The sequence below is a fragment of the Tenacibaculum aiptasiae genome, from assembly GCF_008806755.1.
In the GTDB taxonomy this organism is placed as follows: Bacteria; Bacteroidota; Bacteroidia; order Flavobacteriales; family Flavobacteriaceae; genus Polaribacter; species Polaribacter aiptasiae.
Genome location: NZ_WAAU01000008.1, coordinates 333,229 through 352,171 on the forward strand (window position 1 = coordinate 333,229; position 18,943 = coordinate 352,171).

Consider the following 18,943-nt stretch of genomic DNA (forward strand, 5'->3'; position numbering starts at 1 on the left):
AATTTAAAATATATATTTTTTACACAATCTAGATTTCACCGCTTCTAACAGAACTTAATACCGTAACTTAACGAAAATGCTACTCGAATTGAACAGTACATAATATATAAAAAACTGTAAATTAGTTATTAATCTCAACCATTTTGAATAATTACTCAATTAGGATGTTACTAATTTTATAATTAAAAAAGATAATAGGAATTTTTCATATCAATTTGTAGATTATAAGAAAGAAGTCTTCAAATATTGTCTTTTGAAAGACTTCTCTTGTTTTAAATTAATCAACTTCAAGTACAATACAATATCCAGGACTATATTGTGGTGCTCCTGCCAAATCAGGATTATTATATTTATCTACACACCTGTAACCGGAAGGACAATCAGAATGATTTAAACACTGAGCATAATTAATTCCAGTTCCTCCGTTAATTAATTTTTGTTCAGCTTTATTCAAAGCTTTTCCGATGTTTAAAATTGATTTTTTCATCTCTAAAATTTTAAGTTATTTTACAGCGAACATTTAGAGACACTCACCGTTTGTGTCTATTTTCATTAGAAAATATTATTCAAAAGCTCACAATGTTTTTTTTATTAAAGAATAGCTTTTATAATCTAACATGTAATAATCCCTCCAGTACTTAAAGTCCAATTCATTCCCACATTAGAAGACGACTCTGTTACTTTTACTCCTTCGGAGTGATAAGAAAGAGAAACATCAACCTCTAATCTTCTATTTTTTACTGAAGTTATTGGAATATTTATATTGGGAGTTCCATATTGATATCCTATGGGTATTTCTCCATACTTTCCCAAAGAAGCAACATCTGGTGAGGGTGGTACAATTTTAGGCAACTCTTGTACACTTATAAGTAGCACATTTAAAAACATTATAATAATGTTTACTATAAACTTTTTCATAAGAATTTTATTGAAATTAGCAATTCGCGTTTTTTATCGAAACTAAGTTAAAACCCTCATTACTAACTCACAAAAACCTATAGTTTTAAATAATCGCTATTAGTTTTAAATTATTCCTAATAGTTTTAATTTGCATAAAATTGCTTTTTTCTTGTCATCTTCATTTAAAAAAATTAGCTATTTTTTTCACATAAAAAAACTACCTTAATTTACATTAAAGTAGTTTTTCGATTTTAGAAGTTCACCTAAACTAAATCTCCAGACATATGATAAGGAAAAAAAGTTCTTATCGGTGTCCCATTAATTTCTCTTAATTCTCCATTCCAAACTTTATTATAAAGAAGCTTTAAATCAGCTATATCATTTTCGGTCATTATTGACTTACTTCCGTAATTCATTATACTAAAAGGTTTATGCTTTCCAAATTTTACAGAAGGCCAATCCTGCTCTCTAATTTCTGCAAAGAAATGTCTAAGTCCAAATACATGTCCTAATTCATGAGCTATTGTTTCTATTTGTTCTTGCTTACTTTGTGTAAACATTTTAGGATAAATTACTAATTGATGCCTTCCACTATCAGGAAAGAAAGCACTTGCAAGAGTACATCCCATATAATCACAATTATCTTTTTTTATAATTATTTCAAAATCCCAAGCATCATATCTTTCACTAAACTTTACTGGAACTGCATCTTTCCATTCCATAACACCCAGTGAAAATATTTCTCTTATACCATTCATAGCCTCTTCTGGGCTCTCAAAATAATTATATAAACTAGGATTAAATCTCCATCTAAGAATTACATCTTTTTTCCATAAGGGAATAAAACCTTCAGAAGCATCTAATACAATTTCTGTAGGTTTTTTATTCCTAGGTGTAGGATAACCTTTAGAGTCTGTATTACATTTTACATCATTTTTTCCATAAATATGTACTTCAGCACCAGAAGGTTTAAATGGATTACTTTTTTTCTTTCCAAATAAATATTTTTAGCTTTCATTGTTAGTATACTTTTAGTTAAAAACCAAACTTATACATGATTACAATAAATTAAAATACCTAACCATAGGTATTATATATTCAAAAAGAACCTAAAAGTCAAATAAAGAATAAAACACTAAATCTATTCTAACTCTTCAATCTCCACCTTAAACAGCGTATCAAAAATTTCAAATATGGTTTGTGATTCTTTTTTACGGACAGAAATAATATACTCGCAATTCATTTCTAATTTTTGAACTACAATAGTTAAATTTCTTTCTTTTATAATACGTTGAACTTTATTCATCATATCGTATTCAAAAGTCAATTTATATCGAATATCTATTGTTTTCTCAATAATTTCTGATGCTTCTAAAGCAAATTGAGCTGAAGTTCGATAAGCGTTTATTAAACCTCCTACTCCTAGTTTAGTTCCTCCAAAATAACGAACAGATACTATTAATACATTAGTTACTTCAAAGGCTTGAATTTGCCCATAAATTGGTTGTCCTGCCGAATTACTTGGCTCACCGTCGTCATTAGCTCTAAATCTAATCTTTTCAGTACCAAGTTGCCAAGCATAACAAAAATGGCGTGCAGAATGATGTTTCTTTCTTAAACCTTCTAAAGCTTCTTTAATATCTTCTTCAGAAAATACAGGAAATGCATAACCAAAAAACTTACTGTTTCTATCTTTAAATAAGGTTTCCTCTGAAGGAACATCAATTGTTTTATATGTGTCTTTAATCTCTTCCATTATGCCGAAGCTACTAATAAAATACTAATTATCGCTAATCCTATACCCACCCAATTCTTTTTAATCAATCTCTCCTTAAAAAATAACAAAGCAAAAACTGTAGTCAATATTACAATTGACACATTGTTGATAGTAAATATAGTAGAACTCTCCAATCCTTTTGTTTGCAATGCTTTAATTAAAAACTCCATTGAATAATAATTTGGAATACCCAAAGCTATCCCTCCTATCAAATTTTTCCAATGAAACTGAAACTTACCGTTAATCATTTGGATAATTACAAAGAAGGTACCTAATATAAATGCACAACCGAATATTGTTCCTAAAAACATAGGTACTGTTCCGTCTGGTACAGATGTACTTTCTACATATTTCAATCCTGCATCAATACATCCAGAACCAACAAATAACAATAATGGAAATACTAAATTTTTAAACTTTACGGGAGAAGTATCACTTTTTGCTGATGATAAATAAACTGCTACCAAAGCCATCAAAATCCCTACAACCTTTACAAAACCAACACTTTCTTTATAAACAACAATTCCTACAATTATAGGAATAACTACCGACATTTTCCCTGCAACTGAAGCTACCGAAAGTCCGTTTTTCTGTGCTGTAAGCCCCATAACATTGAATACTGTTATGAATAAAAACCCTAAACAAAATGCTCCAAAAAACCACGGCTGATCTGGTATTTCTACTACAGACATTGATATATCGGAAGTAAATAAACCAAAAGATAAAGCTATAGCATAATTTACTACGATAGCTTGTAATGTATTAATCTTAAAAACATCAAATAGCTTAAAGATTACAAACAATAAACTAGAGACTAAAACACTTAATATTAAATAATCCACTTTAAAATTCTTTCCTCTTTAATAAATCAACTACATCTTCTTTTCCAGGAGCTAAATTCCAAACGTGTATTCCTAATTCTTTTGCTGTATTTGTATTTTCATCTGTATCATCAATAAAGATTGTTTCAGATGGATTCAAATTATTTTCATTCAACACAAATTCATAAATATTCGCATTCGGCTTTCTAAAGTTTATCTCATGCGATAAATAAAATTGCTCAAAACAACTTTTAAATTCATTATATAATGCTGCTCCCCAATCATTTTGAATCCACGAAATATGCAAATCGTTCGTATTACTTAATAAAAATATTCGGTATTTTTTTGAAGCAACAAGTTCTTTAAGAAACTCTAGCCTATGCAATGGAAAATCTAACAAAATAGCATTCCATGCATTTACTAAATCTTCTCTATTTAATTGCGAAAATTTTACTTGATAAAAATCAACAAATTCATCAGTAGAAATTAGCCCCATCTCGTATTTATAATAGGTTTCTATCATATCTTGAGAAATATCAGTTACTCCTAATTTTGCTAATTCTCTATAGGTTGCTTCCTTATCTAAATTGATGAATATATCACCAAAATCAAAAATGATGTTTTTAATCATTTAAATATATCTTTAACACATCGTTATCGATGTTTTCTTTATTTATTATTTTTCCTTTTATCTCTGGCCCCTTAACTCCATTTCTAAATTCTATATTCCCTACAAAAACTCTAGCTTCATCCCATAATTCAGCATCTATAAATGTTTGCAATGTTTTTGTACCTCCTTCTACAATTACCGATTGAATATGGTGCTTTTGTAAAACTTCACATACCTGCTGAGCAATGTTTGTTTTGAAATCTATTTCTTCATAAATAACATTTTCTTTTTCTTTTGAAATCTGCCTCTCCTCTTCTCTAGTTTCTGTTACAAGAATAGTTTTCACGTTAACATCAAACACATTTGCTTCTTGTGATATTCTCAAGTTTTTATCTAATACTATTCTTATAGGATTACGCCCCGTCCAACTGCGTACAGTTAACGAAGGATTGTCTGCTATTACCGTATTAGTTCCAATCAAAATGGCATGTTCTTCACTTCTCCATTTATGAACTAACTGTTGTGAATATTGATTCGAAATCCAAACTGGTTTTTGTTCATCTTTAGTTATAGGAGCTACAAAACCATCATTAGTTTCCGCCCATTTTAATATGATATACGGACGCTTTTTGTTTTGTACTGTAAAAAACCGTTTATGCTGCTCTTTACACTCTTTTTCTAATACTCCTACTGTTACAGAGCATCCTGCTTTTCTTAATCGCTCTACACCTTTTCCTGCTACCAAACTATTCGTATCAATACAACCAATTACCACATTAGGTATTTGACTTCTAACAATTAAATCTGCACAAGGTGGTGTTTTACCATAATGCGAACATGGCTCTAGCGTTACATATATAGTAGCTTCCTTTAACTGTTCTTTATTCTTAACTGCATGAATTGCATTTACTTCTGCATGATTTCCCCCATAGTCGCTTGTATACCCTTCACCTATAATACGATCTTGATAAACAACCACTGCCCCAACAGATGGATTAGGACGTGCAGTACCTATGCCTTTCTCTGCTAATTCTAAACAGCGTTTTATGTATTTTTCGTGATTCAAAAAAAGCTATAGTTTTATTTTAATATCTTCAGTTTTATCAATGGAATAAATATGTGAAAATCCTAAAACTTTATATTTTATATCTCCTTTAAACTGAACTTTTACACTTTTACTTTTGCTTAGTAATGAATTAATCAACCCTCCTAAAATTCCACCGTCTTCACTAGAAAATACTTTCTTAGTAGGAATCACAACTTTTAATGGAATTGCAAACTCCTTTCTTGCTGGAACTTTAAACACTTCTGAAGACACCTTGGCCATTTCATCTCCATTAACCAAAACTTTTATTTCATCTGTAGATATTTTCCCTCCAATATCGTTAGGATTTTTAAAAAAAGCATTTGCATTTAAATGTATTGTATCTGGTGTTATAGACATAATCTTTACATCATCAACCTTAATAAATACTGGTTTTTCTTTTACAGAACAACCAATAACAAGTAATACCACTACAAAAAACACCAATTTCTTCATACGAATTCTCATTTTTTAGCTAATTTGCAGTGCAAAAATAAGGTATTCCTATGACACCCTCTGATTTTATTATTCGAGAAATACAACCTAATGACAATCAACAAGTAGCACAAATAATCCGTGAAGTATTAATTGAACTTGGAGCTCCTAAAGTAGGCACAGCTTATGAAGACAAAGCTACGGATCAAATGTTTGAAACTTACGAAAAAGAAAATGCTTCTTATTTTGTAATTGAACATAACAATAAAATTGTTGGAGGCGCAGGTTTTGCAAAATTAGAAGGTACTGAAGAGGCTATTTGTGAATTTCAAAAAATGTATTTCTTACCTATTACTAGAGGAAAAGGATTAGGAAGTAAACTAATAGATCATTGTTTAACCGAAGCTAAAAAACAAGGTTATACCCAGTGTTATTTAGAAACCATGCCTTACATGGAAGCTGCTAGAGCTTTGTATAAAAAAAATGGTTTTACAAATCTAGACAAGCCAATGGGAAATACAGGACATTACTCTTGTAATGTTTGGATGATTAAAAAGTTATGAAAACATTAATATTATTGATTTTATCTCCAAATAATGGAGCCATTAACTTTCAAAATAGATTTAGAGACGACCTTTATAAGGAAGGTATATTTTTAGCTTTCTTATACGGTATAATATATAGTTTCAACAGTGAATCAGTAGTACCGGATGATAAAACTCTCTTAATTTATTTTAAGCTTTTTGAAAAAATTATTCAGGTTTGTTTATGGTTATTAATTTCTACAACACTAAGTTTTGTTATCTATAAATTAGGATTGTTTTTAAAAGGAAATTCATACTACAAAGAAACATTTGCTCTATTAATGTATTCTTACTTTCCTATATTTTGCTATGTATTTATTTTGAATTTGTTAAATCACCCACATTTATATAATTCTGAATTCTCCACATATTATTTTAAAACTCTTCTCTTTATTATAAGTTGGTTTATTTCCTTAAGGACTTTATTGATAGGATTTAAAGAAATCTATAATATTAGTTTGAAAAAAGCAATTATCGTAATACTTCCAATACTAATTCCATTTTTTAGCTTAATAGTATTCCAATTATATTTACGCAACTTTTACCTTTAAGAAATTACACTTTGAATACATTAAAAACATATAAAACCTATTTTTCAAAACAACTTTCATTTATATATCCTAAAACAGAAATTGACACCTTTTTTACTTATTTGGTTGAAGAGTATTTGGAACTACAGAAAATTGATATAATCATGAAACCAGATTTTGAAATTCCTACAGAAAAAGAAGCAGTTTTAAATAATGCCTTAGAAAGACTTTTAAATGAAGAACCTATTCAATACATTATTGGGCATACTGAGTTTTTTGGATTACCATTTAAAGTAAACAATCACACACTAATTCCTCGCCCTGAAACCGAAGAACTTGTAGAATGGATTATTCAAGAGGTCAATTCTATGAGAAAAGAATTCGATTCTGATAAAAAGCTATCAATCTTAGACATTGGAACCGGTTCAGGATGCATTCCTATTAGTTTAAAAAAGAACTTATCTAATGTTGATGTTACAAGCATAGATATTTCTGAAAAAGCATTAGAAACAGCCAAACAAAATGCTAAACTTAATCAGGTAGATGTTGAGTTTATTGAAAAAGACATTCTTAACACCAATTCTTTACCTAAACAATACGACATTATTGTTTCTAACCCTCCTTATGTTAGAAACTTAGAAAAAGTAGAAATTAAAAATAACGTTTTACAAAACGAACCTCATTTGGCTTTATTTGTTGATGATGATAACCCTTTAGTTTTTTATGAAAAGATAGCTGATTTAGCTAAAATCCATTTAACTGATAATGGGCTTTTATTCTTTGAAATAAATCAATATTTAGGTCAAGAAACTTTAAAAATGTTAGAGGATAAAAAGTTCACAACTAATGAGCTTAGAAAGGATATTTTTAACAATGATAGAATGATTAAAATATCCAAAAAAAACGACTTATAAAAGCGAATTTCATTTTTTTTATAATCTTAATTTTCTGTATATTAGCTAATAAGACAAAAGATTAAGAAAAATTGGATTTACAAAAACTACTTACGGATACAAACAGCAAAGCTATTTTTTTAATAGATAATGAAGGGCAAATAGTTGACTTTTTTCCTAAGGAAAATGAACTTGTAGACCTTAAAGAAAAAATAGCAGCTTTTGATGCTGTTATCTTTAATATGTCCGAAAACTTTTTTAATCTGTTCTTCAATACAGAATTAAACGAAATAATTTTAAAATCTACTAATGAAACGCTCTTACTTTTTAAACACGAAGAGTATGTTTTATGTTTTTTGACAGACAAAGCCACCAACATTGGATTACTAAGTTTAATGTTAAAAAAACAAATGAAAAACACTCAAAAATTAATTATTTAAAAACACTTAAGTCCCCCAGACCATGGAACAAATTTTAAAAGATTTAATCAAAAACGTAAAAGAAAACATCCCAGGATTTATTGCAATTAGTGTTGCAGAAATGTCAACAGGAGAATCATTAATGTCAGATTCAGTTGATCCAGATTTTGACCCAGCATTAGCATCTGCTTTTAACGTATCTATCATTAATTCCAAAAGAGAAGCTATTAAAACTCTTGGTTTAGACGAAAACCTAAGAGATATCCATTTTAAATTAGACAACCACATTCACGTTATTAATATGTCACCTGGAGGTGATTACTTTATTTACCTAGCAGTAGATAGCAAAAAAGCAAATTTAGCTTTAACTAGAACTATGCTAAACAAATATAAAATCGAGTTAAATGCAGTCTTATAAAGCTATCAATATTCAGCAAACCAATACTGATGATGAATTCAAAAGCTTTATTAAATCATTTCAACAAGAGTATCAACTAAAAGTTTTAAATAACAGTACAGCTTCTAGTGAACAGCAAAAAAAATCAGAAGAAAATTCTACGAGTTTATTAAGCTTGTTATTTAAAGAATATGATAGTATTAATGATTTAATGAAGGATTTTTCACATCAACTTAAAAATGCCATTTAAAACTTAAATTAAGTTTCTTTACAAAGTATTAAAATATAATTATATCAAAACCACAATAAAAGCACAATAAATAACATTATTGTGCTTTTAACTTTTTAAAAACCAAAACTAATTTATTTATCAAGTCATATATTTCTTTTTCATTATAACTCGCAAACCCCATCCTTATAGCATTATGTCCTGTTTTTGCTATATCATACCGATACCACTCTCCTATCTCTAACTGATGTTTATATCCTTCTTCATAAACCTGTTTCCATGAATATTTTTTATTCAAGCGAATCCACACAGCCATACCTCCTTTTGGTATTTCAAATTGAAAACAGTCTGATAACTTCTCCTTTAACAAAGCACAAAATAAATCTCGACGTGCTTTATAAATCTTCAATACTTTTCTAATATGTCTATCCAAATCTCCCGACTTAATAAAATCGGCAAAAGTAAGTTCCAATAACGCATCACCTTGCCTATCTACAAAACCACGTAATTTAGAAGCTTCATCTACAAACTCTTTTGAAGCAATTAAATAACCTATTCTAAACACCGGAGCTACAGTTTTACAAACAGAACCTATATAAATTACATTTCCATTAACATCATGGCTCGCTAAAGGTAAAATTGGCGCATGATTATAATTAAAATCGTAATCATAATCATCTTCAATAATCGCAAACTTATATTTTTTAGCTAGGTTTAATAAATGAATCCTCCTTTCAGCCGATAACGTAACCGTTGTTGGATGGTGATGATGTGATGTTACATACACAGCTTTAATCTGCTGTTTTTTACACTGCTTTTCAATTTCTTCAGTTACAATACCATTTTCATCTACCAATACACGTAATAAGTTTGCTTTTTGATGTAAAAAAGTTACATCAGCTGAAGCATAATTAGTTTCACCAACTATAATATTATCTCCTTCTTTTAATAATAGTTTCGACGATAACCAAATTCCCATTTGGCTACCACGAGTAATTAAAATATTCTCTTTTGAAATCTGCAACCCTCTTGTCTCATTCAAATAACCAACCAATGTTTCTCTTAGCTTAGTATTCCCAAAAGTTGAACCATAGCCAAACTCTTTATAAACACTTTGTTTTGACGCTATTCTTCTATAAGTTCTAACTATTTCTTCTATCGGAGTTAATCTTTCATCAGAAGTCCCATCATTTATATAAATCATATCAGATGATTTTTTTTCTCCTTTAGACAACAACTCATTGTTTTCATAAAAAGAAAAGCCTGTCTTCAACTTTTCTTTCTTAACACTCTCTTTTACAATACTAGTTGTATTTAACAAAGGGAGATTACCATGTACAAATGTTCCTTTTTTCGGAATGCTTTCAACCCAACCTTGCAATGCCAATTCTTCATAACAAGCTACAATTGTTTTTCGATGCACATTCAGTAATTCAGCAAAACTTCTTGTTCCCAATAATTTTGTGCCAGATGAAAGATTTCCTTCCTTTATAAAAACGATAAATTGATTTGCTAATTGTAAATACAAGGGCTCTTTTATATCTCTATTAATTTTAAAACTAGTTTTATATGGAAACATCTGGACTACAAACTCTTTTTATTCTGGGCTAATAAAATAGTCCATAAAAATAGTATTTTTGGATAACAAAACAACAAAACATGCTTAAACAAGATTTAAAAATTACTGAATACAACGAATACTTTTCTAGATACATCAATAAGGTTGCTAATAATACAAGTCTTTCAAAAGGCTTTGAAGAAGATAAAAACATGGTAATTAACTTCTTTTCTTCCATACCTAAAGATAAATTAGAGTATCGTTATCAACCAGAAAAATGGAGTATTAAAGAAGTATTACAACATATTATAGATACTGAACGAATTTTTATGTATCGATTCTTACGAATTGCCAGAAACGATAAAACAGCTTTAGCTGGCTTTGATCAAAACATATACATTTCTCCGTCGCAAGCTAACAGCAAATCGTTAGAAGAATTAATTCATGAATTTACTACAACTCGTTTGTATTCAATAAACCTGATAAATAGTATTTCAGAAAATAACTTACAAAACATAGGAACTGCCAGTGAATCTCAAATATCAGCTAGAGCTTGTGCATTTGTTTTATTAGGGCATAGCATTTGGCATATAGAGATTATTAAAGAACGCTATTTATAATGTTAGAAATTAGACCAAATTGCGAACACTGCAATAAAGATTTGCCTAATACATCAACCGAGGCTATGATTTGCTCTTTTGAATGTACTTATTGTAAAACTTGTGCTTTAGAAATTTTTGAAAATGTTTGCCCAAGTTGCTCGGGAAATTTTGTGGAAAGACCTATTCGACCTTTAAAAATGATTGAAAAATATCCTGCTTCATCTAATCGCATTTTCAAGCCAAAAGAACTCTCAAAAACAAAAATAAACTCAGAAAAATTTAAAGATGTTAAACCAGAAAGAAGATAAAACAATACATATTAGAAAAGCAACAGAAACCGATGTTGAAGTTTTAGCTTTACTTGGAAGAATAACTTACAGTGAATCTCACGGTCATTTTATTAATGATAAAAATGACCTATTAGCCTACAATAATAAAGCATTTTCTATCGCAAAAATTAAAGAAGACATAGATAACGATAACAATTTATTCTACATCTTATATGTAAACAACCTACCAGCCGGATACGCAAAATTAGTACTTAATGCAACACATGAAAGTATAACGTCTACCAATAATTGTAGATTAGAAAGAATATACATTTTAAATGATTTTATTCCTTTAAAAATTGGACAACAACTTTTAACCTTCATCGAATCGAAAGCTAAAGAATTACAATTAGATACTATATGGCTATCTGTTTACATCAAAAACGAAAGAGCCATACGCTTTTATAAAAGAAATGAATTTAAAGACACAGGAAAATTAGATTTCTTAGTTAATGGAAATTCTTATGAAAACTTCGTTTTATCTAAAAAAATTAAATCATGAAAGAATATTCTAAATCAAAACTAAACAGAGTAAAAAGGGGGCAAAATAGAGCTACTTACGATATTGAAAAAATTAACACCATTTTAGATGCTGGTTTTATTGGTTATGTAAGCTATGTTTATCAAGGAGGAGCTATTACACTCCCAATGGCTTACGGAAGAAAAGATAACAAAATATACCTACATGGTTCACAAGCCAATAGAATGCTATTAGCTCTTCTAGAAGCTAAAGAAATGAGCATGACCGTGATGCATTTAGACGCCTTAGTCTTGGCGCGTTCTGGATTACATCATTCAGTAAATTATAGATCAGCAACTCTATTTGGGTCGGTTAAAAAAATTACAAATCCTGAAGAAAAAGATGCTGCTTTATTTTGTTTTATGGAACATATGATGAAAGGTCGATGGGATGGAATACGCACAATGCATCAAGAAGAATTAGACAGAACCATGGTTGTAGAAATGACTATTGAAACAGCTTCTGCTAAAATTAGAGATGTTGGAGTAGCTGATGAACCAGAAGATTACAATTTAGATTTTTGGGCTGGTTTGGTGCCAATTAAACAAATAGCCCTACCTCCTATTTCTGATGAAAATTTAAAAGAAGGAATTGAAATTCCTCAGCACGTTACAAATTATTATAATCAAAATAAATAGTACATTAGCCGACTTTATTAACCCCCTTAAAATTTAACTATGTTGTTAAAAAAATCCCTAATAGCCCTATTTGTAACTTTATTTTTTATTTCTTGTAGCGACAACAACTCTGAAAACTTAATCTCTGGAGAAAACGCCACGATTACACAACAAATTCATAAACTTGTTAATCAACATAGAGTTAGTATAGGTAAATCTGAACTTACTCTTAATAACGAAGTTTCAGTAATAGCTTTGAAACACACAAAATATATGATTGGGATTAGTAAAATTAACCATGATATGTTTGATGACCGATTCAAAGAATTGCAAAATTTAGACAATGCAAAAAGTGCAGCAGAAAACGTAGCTTCTCATCAAAAAACTGCAGAAGAAGTTGTTAATGCTTGGCTAAATAGTAGTGGACACAGAAAAAACATTGAAGGTAACTATACTCATACTGGAATAGGTGTTGAAAAAAATAGTGCCGGACATTACTATTTCACACAATTATTCTATTCTAAATAATTTTATAAAATCATTTAATATTATGAAAACTTACGATGTTGTTATTCTTACAGACAATGAACACTTAAAACTTGTTGAGAATAACAACATCGTAAAAAATGTACTTGACGAAGACAACTATATTAAAGTTGCTTTAGAAAAACTTAATTTAAAAGTACTTCGATTATCTTGGAATGATAAAAACTTTGATTGGTCTCAAACTAAATATATACTGTTTAGATCTACTTGGGATTACCATAAACACTTTCAAGAATTTTCAAGTTGGTTAAATAAAGTTAGTAAACAAACTACCTTATTAAACTCTGAAAACATCATTAGATGGAATATCGACAAGCATTACTTGCTAGATTTACAAAAGCAAGGAGTTCATATATGCGAATCTTATTTTATAGAAATAGGTGAAACTAAAAACCTAAAAAGTCTAGCTACTCAATTTAACTTATCGGAATTTGTTTTAAAACCATGTGTTTCAGGTGGTGGAAGACACACTTATAAAATTAATTCAAAAAACTTAGAACAATACGAAGAAACATTCTCTCAACTAATAAAAGAAGAAGCAATGATTCTTCAACCTTTCCAACAAAATATTATTGATAAAGGAGAAATTTCCCTTGTAGTAATTAATGGAAAATTTACACATGCTATTTTAAAGACAGCAAAAAAAGGAGATTTTCGAGTACAAGACGACTTTGGAGGTACTATTGAAAACTACACACCAACTCAGGAAGAAATCAATTTTGCTGAAAAAGCTATAAAAGCCTGCAAAGAAGAACCTATTTATGCTAGAGTAGATATTTTTACAGATAATAATGGTAAATTAGCTATCGCTGAATTAGAGCTTGTAGAACCAGAATTATGGTTTAGAAAACAACCAAAAGCAGCAAACAAACTAGCAGAAGGAATTAAACAACTACTAAGTTAAACATGAAGAAGTTTTTAAAAATTTTCGGAGCAATAATTTTACTTTTAATTATTGGACTTACTATTTTTTACTACGTAAACAATGAAGGTTTACCTGAAGGAAAAAGCAACAAAGAAGCTGATGTTTTAGCTAATAAAATGCTAAAATCATTAAACTATGAAGCATATAAAAATACTCGTTTTTTAGAATGGAGCTTTAGAGGTAAACATTTTTATAAATGGGACAAGCAAAACAATATTGTTGAAGTTTCTTGGGATAACAACAGAGTGGTTTTACACACAAAAAACCAAGCAAACAGTAGTGTATTTATCGACAACAAACAAGTTGACGCTCCAAAAACATTAAAAAAGGCTATCGATTATTTTAATAATGATAGTTTTTGGTTAGTTGCACCTTATAAAGTTTTTGAAGATGGTATAGAGCGTAAAATAGTACAACACGAAAATAAGGATGCTCTTATGATTACATATACAACTGGAGGATCAACTCCTGGTGATTCTTATTTATGGATTTTAGACGATAACCACAAACCCATTGCATATAAAATGTGGGTATCTATTATACCTACAGGGGGTATGGAAGCCTCATGGAATGATTGGATAACCACACAATCTGGAGCTATTTTACCTACTAAACATGAACTTTCAATTGGAACATTAGACATGGGAGATGTAAAAGGATATAACTAACCTTTTTTATCATTATGGAGCTTCAAAAATATTAGTAATACTATAAGATTCTTATTTTACAGTGAACAAAGCTATTTTACAACCAGATGTTCAATTATACATCCAACAGAATTTAAAAGCTGATATTAATAAACTGATTTTAAAAGGAAGTCCTTTTAATAATATTACTATCCAAGAATTAGCTAATCAGATTGTAGCCAAACAAAAATCTGAAAAGAAATTACCTACTTGGTTTAATACTCAGAATATCTATTACCCAGAAAAATTAAGTATAGAACAAACATCATCTGAAATAACTGCCGAGTATAAATCGAAACTGGTCTCTGGAGATACTATCATTGATCTTACTGGTGGTTTTGGAGTCGATTGCTTAGCTTTTTCTAAAAATTTTAAAAAGGTTGTTCATTGCGAAATTAATGAACAATTATCTGCAATTGTAAAATACAATTATGAAAAACTAGGTATTACAAATATTCAAACTATAGCTCAAAATGGAATTGATTTTTTAAAACAGTTTAATGAAAAACTAGACTGTATTTATATTGATCCTTCTAGAAGACACGACATAAAAGGAAAAGTGTTTTTACTTAAAGATTGCCTTCCTAATGTCCCAGAAAACATTGATTTCTTATTTACAAAAGCCAATAAAATACTCATTAAAAATTCACCAATATTAGACATTACATCTACTATTAATGAATTAAAATTTGTAAAAGAAATTCATATTATTTCACTAAAAAATGAAGTAAAAGAATTATTATTCCTATTAGAAAAAAACCATAAAGAATCAATTCAAATAAAAACACATAACATACTGAATTACAGTGTTCAATGTTTTGACTTTATTCTTAAAAACCAATCTACAGAAACCTATTCTTTACCACAGAATTACCTATATGAGCCAAACGCTTCAATTTTGAAATCTGGAGGATTTACAGAGGTTTCTTATCAATTAAAAATTAATAAACTACAGCAACATTCTCACCTATATACTTCTGAAGAATTAGTAGAAAATTTCCCTGGTAGAATATTTAAAATAAATAATATTTACCCATACAATAAAAAGAAAGTCAAAAAATTTATAAAAACAGAAAAAGCTAATATCACCACTCGAAATTTCCCTAAAACAGTAGCTCAAATACGATTAGAAACTAAAATTAAAGATGGTGGTGACACCTATCTATTTTTCACAAAAAACCTTAACAACGAACTAATTATAGTAGATTGTAGCAAGGAGTAATCAAACTATTACAATATATTTTTCTTTTTTTCGTTGTGCATTAAAGAAGGTTACCCTATCTGGGTGTGTTTTGTTTATTAAGGGGTGATAAAACATACCGAAAGGCCTTGGCCTCAAACAAGGCTTTTCAATTCACTTACTTTTAAGTACATTTGTTTACAGCATGAAACAAGCAAGTACCTATCAATCCATAAAATTATCCAACAATCAAGTATCTGAAATTGAAGATAGTCTTGTTATTGAAGCTCCTCTTCAGATAAATATTAATTCAGAATCTTACACTGTTGTTATGAGAACTCCTGGAGATGATAAAGAACTTATTAGAGGTTTATTATATGCTGAAGATATTTACAAAAAAACTTCAGATTTAAAAATAGAAACGATTGAAGAAAACAAAGATTATTCATCAATTTTAAATGTTTTTATCCCAAAAGAAAAGCTAGGCAAAGGGTACTTAAACAAACGTACTTTGCTTTCTGTTTCATCCTGTGGAATTTGCGGAAAAAAAGAAATAAAAGATTTAAAAACAGAAGATAAACCACTTATCAATAAACATAAAGAATCACTTCATATAAAAGACTCAATGTATTTGAAAATGAATAATATGCAAAAATTATTTTCAATTACAGGTGGTAGTCATGCCTGTGCACTTTTTGACAGAAAACAAAACCTTTTAACCATAAAGGAAGACATAGGTAGACATAATGCAGTAGATAAATGTATTGGTGATTTATTAAATAAAAATCTTTTAAAATCGACCAATTACATGCTAGTAAGCGGACGTGTTTCTTACGAAATAGTTTCCAAAGCTTTTCTAGCAAAAATACCTATAATAATTGCTGTTTCAGCTTGCTCATCTTTGGCTGTAGATTTTGCTAAGGAATTTGGTATTTGCTTAATCGGTTTTAGCCGAAACAACAAAATGACAATATATTCTAATCCTCAATATATAAATTATGAGTGATAAAAAAATACACGCTCAACCACCAGAAGAGCTAACAGGAATTAAATTAATTGATATTCCTAAAAAAGCAGTTGGAACCAAAGCTATAAAATCTGCTTTAAACCATGTTTTTTCAGAAACTGGAGTTAGTAAGGGAATTAGCCTGCTTCAAAATCTTAACCAAATAAATGGTTTTGATTGTCCAGGTTGCGCATGGCCAGACCCAGATGAAAAGAGAGCTTTTCTTGCAGAATACTGTGAAAATGGAGCAAAAGCAGTTGCTGAAGAAGCTACAAAAAATAGGGTATCTCCCCTATTCTTTGCAACACATTCAGTTCAAGAAATGTCTGAATGGTCTGATTATAAAATTGGAAAAAATGGTCGTATTACGCACCCTATGATTTTACGAGAAGGATCAAATAATTATGAAGAAATATCTTGGAAAGAAGCTTTCAACCTTATAGGTAAAGAATTAAATAGCTTGAGCTCTCCAGATGAAGCTATATTTTACACTTCTGGAAGAACTAGCAATGAAGCTGCTTACTTATACCAATTATTTGTTCGTCAATTTGGTACAAATAACCTACCAGACTGCTCTAATATGTGTCACGAAAGTAGTGGTAGCGCCTTATCTGAAACACTTGGAATTGGTAAAGGTTCTGTAACTTTAGACGATTTTAATCATGCTGATTTAGTCATTGTAATGGGGCAAAACCCAGGAACCAATCACCCAAGAATGCTTACAGCATTAAGAGATACTAAAAAAAACGGTGGAAAAATAATGACTATTAATCCATTACCTGAAGTTGGATTAATGAATTATGTTGATCCTCAAAACCCTTTGAAATGGTTAGGCTCTGGTGACAAATTAACCGATTTGTTTCTTCAAGTAAAAATAAATGGAGATGTAGCTTTATTGAAAATCATCTTAAAATTGATGAAAGAAAAGGAAAACAAAGAACCAAACACTGTTTTCAATCATCAATTTATAAAAGAAAAAACGCATGGTGTAGATGAATTTTTAAATGATTTAGACAACTATACCATAGAAGAGTTACTACCTCAAACTGGCTTATCTATTGAAACCATTAAAGAAGCTACAGAGTTAATTATAAACAACGACAAGATTATAATCTGTTGGGCAATGGGATTAACTCAACATAAAAATGCTGTAGACAATATTAGAGAATTAGTCAATCTACTTCTTTTAAAAGGTAGTATTGGTAAAAAAGGAGCTGGTACCTGTCCTGTTCGTGGGCATTCCAATGTACAAGGAGATAGAACCATGGGAATTTGGGAAAAGCCAAAAGATTCATTTTTAGATAATCTAGAAAAAGAATTTAATTTCAAAGCTCCTCGCAAACATGGTTACGATGTAGTTGCAGCTATTGAAGCTATGCATAAAAAAGAAGCTAAGGTATTCATTGGTATGGGGGGTAACTTTATTTCAGCTACACCAGATACTGAATATACTGCTGAAGCGTTGAGAAACTGTAATTTAACCGTTCAAGTTTCAACAAAACTAAATAGAAGTCACTTAGTCCATGGAAAACAAGCTTTAATACTTCCTTGTTTAGGACGATCTGAAAAGGATATTCAAGCTAGTGGAGAGCAATTTGTTTCTGTAGAAAATTCTATGGGAGTTGTACATCAATCTAATGGTCATTTATCACCATCGTCTTCAGAATTACTTAGCGAACCAGCTATTGTAGCAGGAATTGCCGAAGCTACTTTAAAAAATTCTACTACTGAATGGAAATCATTAGTTACTAACTATGATTTAATTCGAAATAAAATTGAAGCTACCATCCCTGGTTTTGACAATTATAATAAACGAGTTAGAAATAAAGGTGGGTTTTACCTTCCAAACAACGCAAGAGATAATAACTACACTCCTACAGCAACAGGGAAAGCTAACTTTACTTTAAACTTACCATCAGATGTAGCTTTAGACAACAATCAATTTATGTTAATGACTATTCGTACTCATGACCAATACAATACCACTATTTATGGATTAAACGACCGCTATAGAGGTGTTTTAAATGAGCGTAGAGTTATTTTTATGAATCCAGATGATATGAAAAACCAAGGTTTATCTAAACTTGACAAAGTAAACTTAGTAAGTCATTTTAAAGGAGAAAGAAGAATTGCAAATGGATTTTTAGTTATACCATATAGCATACCAAGACAGTGTACAGCTACGTATTTTCCTGAAGCAAATGTTTTAGTTCCAATACAAAGTAAAGCTAGAATTAGTCATACTCCAGCCTCTAAAACAGTAATAATAACTGTTGAAAAAGGCTAATTAAAAAA

At 29.7% G+C, this 18,943-nt stretch carries 25 protein-coding genes; 16 read left to right on the forward strand and 9 right to left on the reverse strand.

What is annotated here, in order from left to right; genetic code table 11:
* Positions 1–277 precede the first annotated feature (277 nt).
* The 8 genes from F7018_RS04340 to F7018_RS04375 form a co-directional block, all read right to left on the reverse strand.
* The gene (locus F7018_RS04340) at positions 278–487 is read right to left on the reverse strand and encodes a hypothetical protein (RefSeq protein ID WP_150898784.1); all 210 of its coding nucleotides are present in this window, start codon (positions 485–487) and stop codon (positions 278–280) included.
* Positions 488–612: 125 nt separating this feature from the next.
* Positions 613–918: a hypothetical protein gene (locus F7018_RS04345; protein ID WP_150898786.1), complete on the reverse strand. Its 306-nt coding sequence runs from the start codon at positions 916–918 to the stop codon at positions 613–615.
* 245 nt (positions 919–1,163) lie between these two features.
* On the reverse strand, positions 1,164–1,658 hold the full coding sequence (locus tag F7018_RS04350; protein WP_217701353.1) for a matrixin family metalloprotease: 495 nt from the start codon (positions 1,656–1,658) through the stop codon (positions 1,164–1,166).
* 383 nt (positions 1,659–2,041) lie between these two features.
* Positions 2,042–2,656, reverse strand: coding sequence for an IMPACT family protein (locus tag F7018_RS04355; protein ID WP_150898790.1), 615 nt, complete (start codon positions 2,654–2,656; stop codon positions 2,042–2,044).
* Positions 2,656–3,519, reverse strand: coding sequence for an EamA family transporter (locus tag F7018_RS04360; protein WP_150898792.1), 864 nt, complete (start codon positions 3,517–3,519; stop codon positions 2,656–2,658). The genes F7018_RS04355 and F7018_RS04360 overlap by 1 nt, the downstream gene beginning before the upstream one ends.
* A gap of 1 nt (position 3,520) precedes the next feature.
* The gene (locus tag F7018_RS04365; protein ID WP_150898794.1) at positions 3,521–4,129 is read right to left on the reverse strand and encodes an HAD-IA family hydrolase; all 609 of its coding nucleotides are present in this window, start codon (positions 4,127–4,129) and stop codon (positions 3,521–3,523) included.
* On the reverse strand, positions 4,122–5,174 hold the full coding sequence (ribD, locus tag F7018_RS04370; RefSeq protein WP_150898796.1) for a bifunctional diaminohydroxyphosphoribosylaminopyrimidine deaminase/5-amino-6-(5-phosphoribosylamino)uracil reductase RibD: 1,053 nt from the start codon (positions 5,172–5,174) through the stop codon (positions 4,122–4,124). Before ribD ends, F7018_RS04365 begins: the two co-directional genes overlap by 8 nt.
* A 6-nt stretch (positions 5,175–5,180) precedes the next feature.
* Positions 5,181–5,660 (reverse strand): LEA type 2 family protein, encoded by a 480-nt coding sequence (locus F7018_RS04375; RefSeq protein ID WP_246175041.1) that lies wholly within the window; start codon positions 5,658–5,660, stop codon positions 5,181–5,183.
* 38 nt (positions 5,661–5,698) lie between these two features.
* On the opposite strand from F7018_RS04375, the gene F7018_RS04380 reads away from it, so the two are divergent.
* The 6 genes from F7018_RS04380 (at position 5,699) to F7018_RS04405 (ending at position 8,700) form a co-directional block, all read left to right on the forward strand.
* A complete protein-coding gene (locus F7018_RS04380) occupies positions 5,699–6,190 on the forward strand; it encodes a GNAT family N-acetyltransferase (protein WP_150898797.1) in 492 nt (163 codons plus the stop codon).
* On the forward strand, positions 6,187–6,762 hold the full coding sequence (locus F7018_RS18845; protein ID WP_150898799.1) for a YIP1 family protein: 576 nt from the start codon (positions 6,187–6,189) through the stop codon (positions 6,760–6,762). The genes F7018_RS04380 and F7018_RS18845 overlap by 4 nt, the downstream gene beginning before the upstream one ends.
* An 11-nt stretch (positions 6,763–6,773) precedes the next feature.
* The gene (gene prmC / locus F7018_RS04390) at positions 6,774–7,655 is read left to right on the forward strand and encodes a peptide chain release factor N(5)-glutamine methyltransferase (RefSeq protein ID WP_150898801.1); all 882 of its coding nucleotides are present in this window, start codon (positions 6,774–6,776) and stop codon (positions 7,653–7,655) included.
* A gap of 71 nt (positions 7,656–7,726) precedes the next feature.
* Entirely contained in the window at positions 7,727–8,074 is a 348-nt protein-coding gene (locus F7018_RS04395; protein WP_150898802.1) for a roadblock/LC7 domain-containing protein, read from the forward strand.
* Positions 8,075–8,096: 22 nt separating this feature from the next.
* Entirely contained in the window at positions 8,097–8,471 is a 375-nt protein-coding gene (locus F7018_RS04400) for a hypothetical protein (protein WP_150898803.1), read from the forward strand.
* Entirely contained in the window at positions 8,458–8,700 is a 243-nt protein-coding gene (locus F7018_RS04405; protein ID WP_150898804.1) for a hypothetical protein, read from the forward strand. The genes F7018_RS04400 and F7018_RS04405 overlap by 14 nt, the downstream gene beginning before the upstream one ends.
* A gap of 76 nt (positions 8,701–8,776) precedes the next feature.
* On the opposite strand, the gene pdxR is transcribed toward F7018_RS04405, so the two are convergent.
* The gene (gene pdxR / locus F7018_RS04410) at positions 8,777–10,258 is read right to left on the reverse strand and encodes a MocR-like pyridoxine biosynthesis transcription factor PdxR (RefSeq protein ID WP_150898805.1); all 1,482 of its coding nucleotides are present in this window, start codon (positions 10,256–10,258) and stop codon (positions 8,777–8,779) included.
* Between the two features lie 80 nt (positions 10,259–10,338).
* Between pdxR and F7018_RS04415 the strand changes: the two genes are divergently transcribed.
* From F7018_RS04415 to F7018_RS04460, 10 genes are all read left to right on the forward strand, one after another.
* On the forward strand, positions 10,339–10,857 hold the full coding sequence (locus tag F7018_RS04415; RefSeq protein ID WP_150898806.1) for a DinB family protein: 519 nt from the start codon (positions 10,339–10,341) through the stop codon (positions 10,855–10,857).
* Complete coding sequence (locus F7018_RS04420; RefSeq protein WP_150898807.1) at positions 10,857–11,147, forward strand: DUF1272 domain-containing protein; 291 nt, start codon at positions 10,857–10,859, stop codon at positions 11,145–11,147. Before F7018_RS04415 ends, F7018_RS04420 begins: the two co-directional genes overlap by 1 nt.
* Positions 11,125–11,670: a GNAT family N-acetyltransferase gene (locus tag F7018_RS04425; protein WP_150898808.1), complete on the forward strand. Its 546-nt coding sequence runs from the start codon at positions 11,125–11,127 to the stop codon at positions 11,668–11,670. Before F7018_RS04420 ends, F7018_RS04425 begins: the two co-directional genes overlap by 23 nt.
* Entirely contained in the window at positions 11,667–12,326 is a 660-nt protein-coding gene (locus tag F7018_RS04430) for a pyridoxamine 5'-phosphate oxidase family protein (protein ID WP_150898809.1), read from the forward strand. The genes F7018_RS04425 and F7018_RS04430 overlap by 4 nt, the downstream gene beginning before the upstream one ends.
* Positions 12,327–12,365: 39 nt before the next feature.
* Positions 12,366–12,833, forward strand: a complete 468-nt coding sequence (locus tag F7018_RS04435) for a CAP domain-containing protein (protein ID WP_150898810.1) — start codon at positions 12,366–12,368, stop codon at positions 12,831–12,833.
* 22 nt (positions 12,834–12,855) lie between these two features.
* The gene (locus tag F7018_RS04440) at positions 12,856–13,755 is read left to right on the forward strand and encodes an ATP-grasp domain-containing protein (protein ID WP_150898811.1); all 900 of its coding nucleotides are present in this window, start codon (positions 12,856–12,858) and stop codon (positions 13,753–13,755) included.
* 2 nt (positions 13,756–13,757) lie between these two features.
* Positions 13,758–14,444, forward strand: a complete 687-nt coding sequence (locus F7018_RS04445) for a hypothetical protein (protein WP_150898812.1) — start codon at positions 13,758–13,760, stop codon at positions 14,442–14,444.
* Between the two features lie 61 nt (positions 14,445–14,505).
* Positions 14,506–15,684, forward strand: coding sequence for a THUMP-like domain-containing protein (locus F7018_RS04450; RefSeq protein WP_150898813.1), 1,179 nt, complete (start codon positions 14,506–14,508; stop codon positions 15,682–15,684).
* A gap of 163 nt (positions 15,685–15,847) precedes the next feature.
* Complete coding sequence (gene fdhD / locus F7018_RS04455; protein WP_150898814.1) at positions 15,848–16,648, forward strand: formate dehydrogenase accessory sulfurtransferase FdhD; 801 nt, start codon at positions 15,848–15,850, stop codon at positions 16,646–16,648.
* On the forward strand, positions 16,641–18,935 hold the full coding sequence (locus F7018_RS04460) for an FdhF/YdeP family oxidoreductase (protein ID WP_150898815.1): 2,295 nt from the start codon (positions 16,641–16,643) through the stop codon (positions 18,933–18,935). Before fdhD ends, F7018_RS04460 begins: the two co-directional genes overlap by 8 nt.
* Positions 18,936–18,943 lie beyond the last annotated feature (8 nt).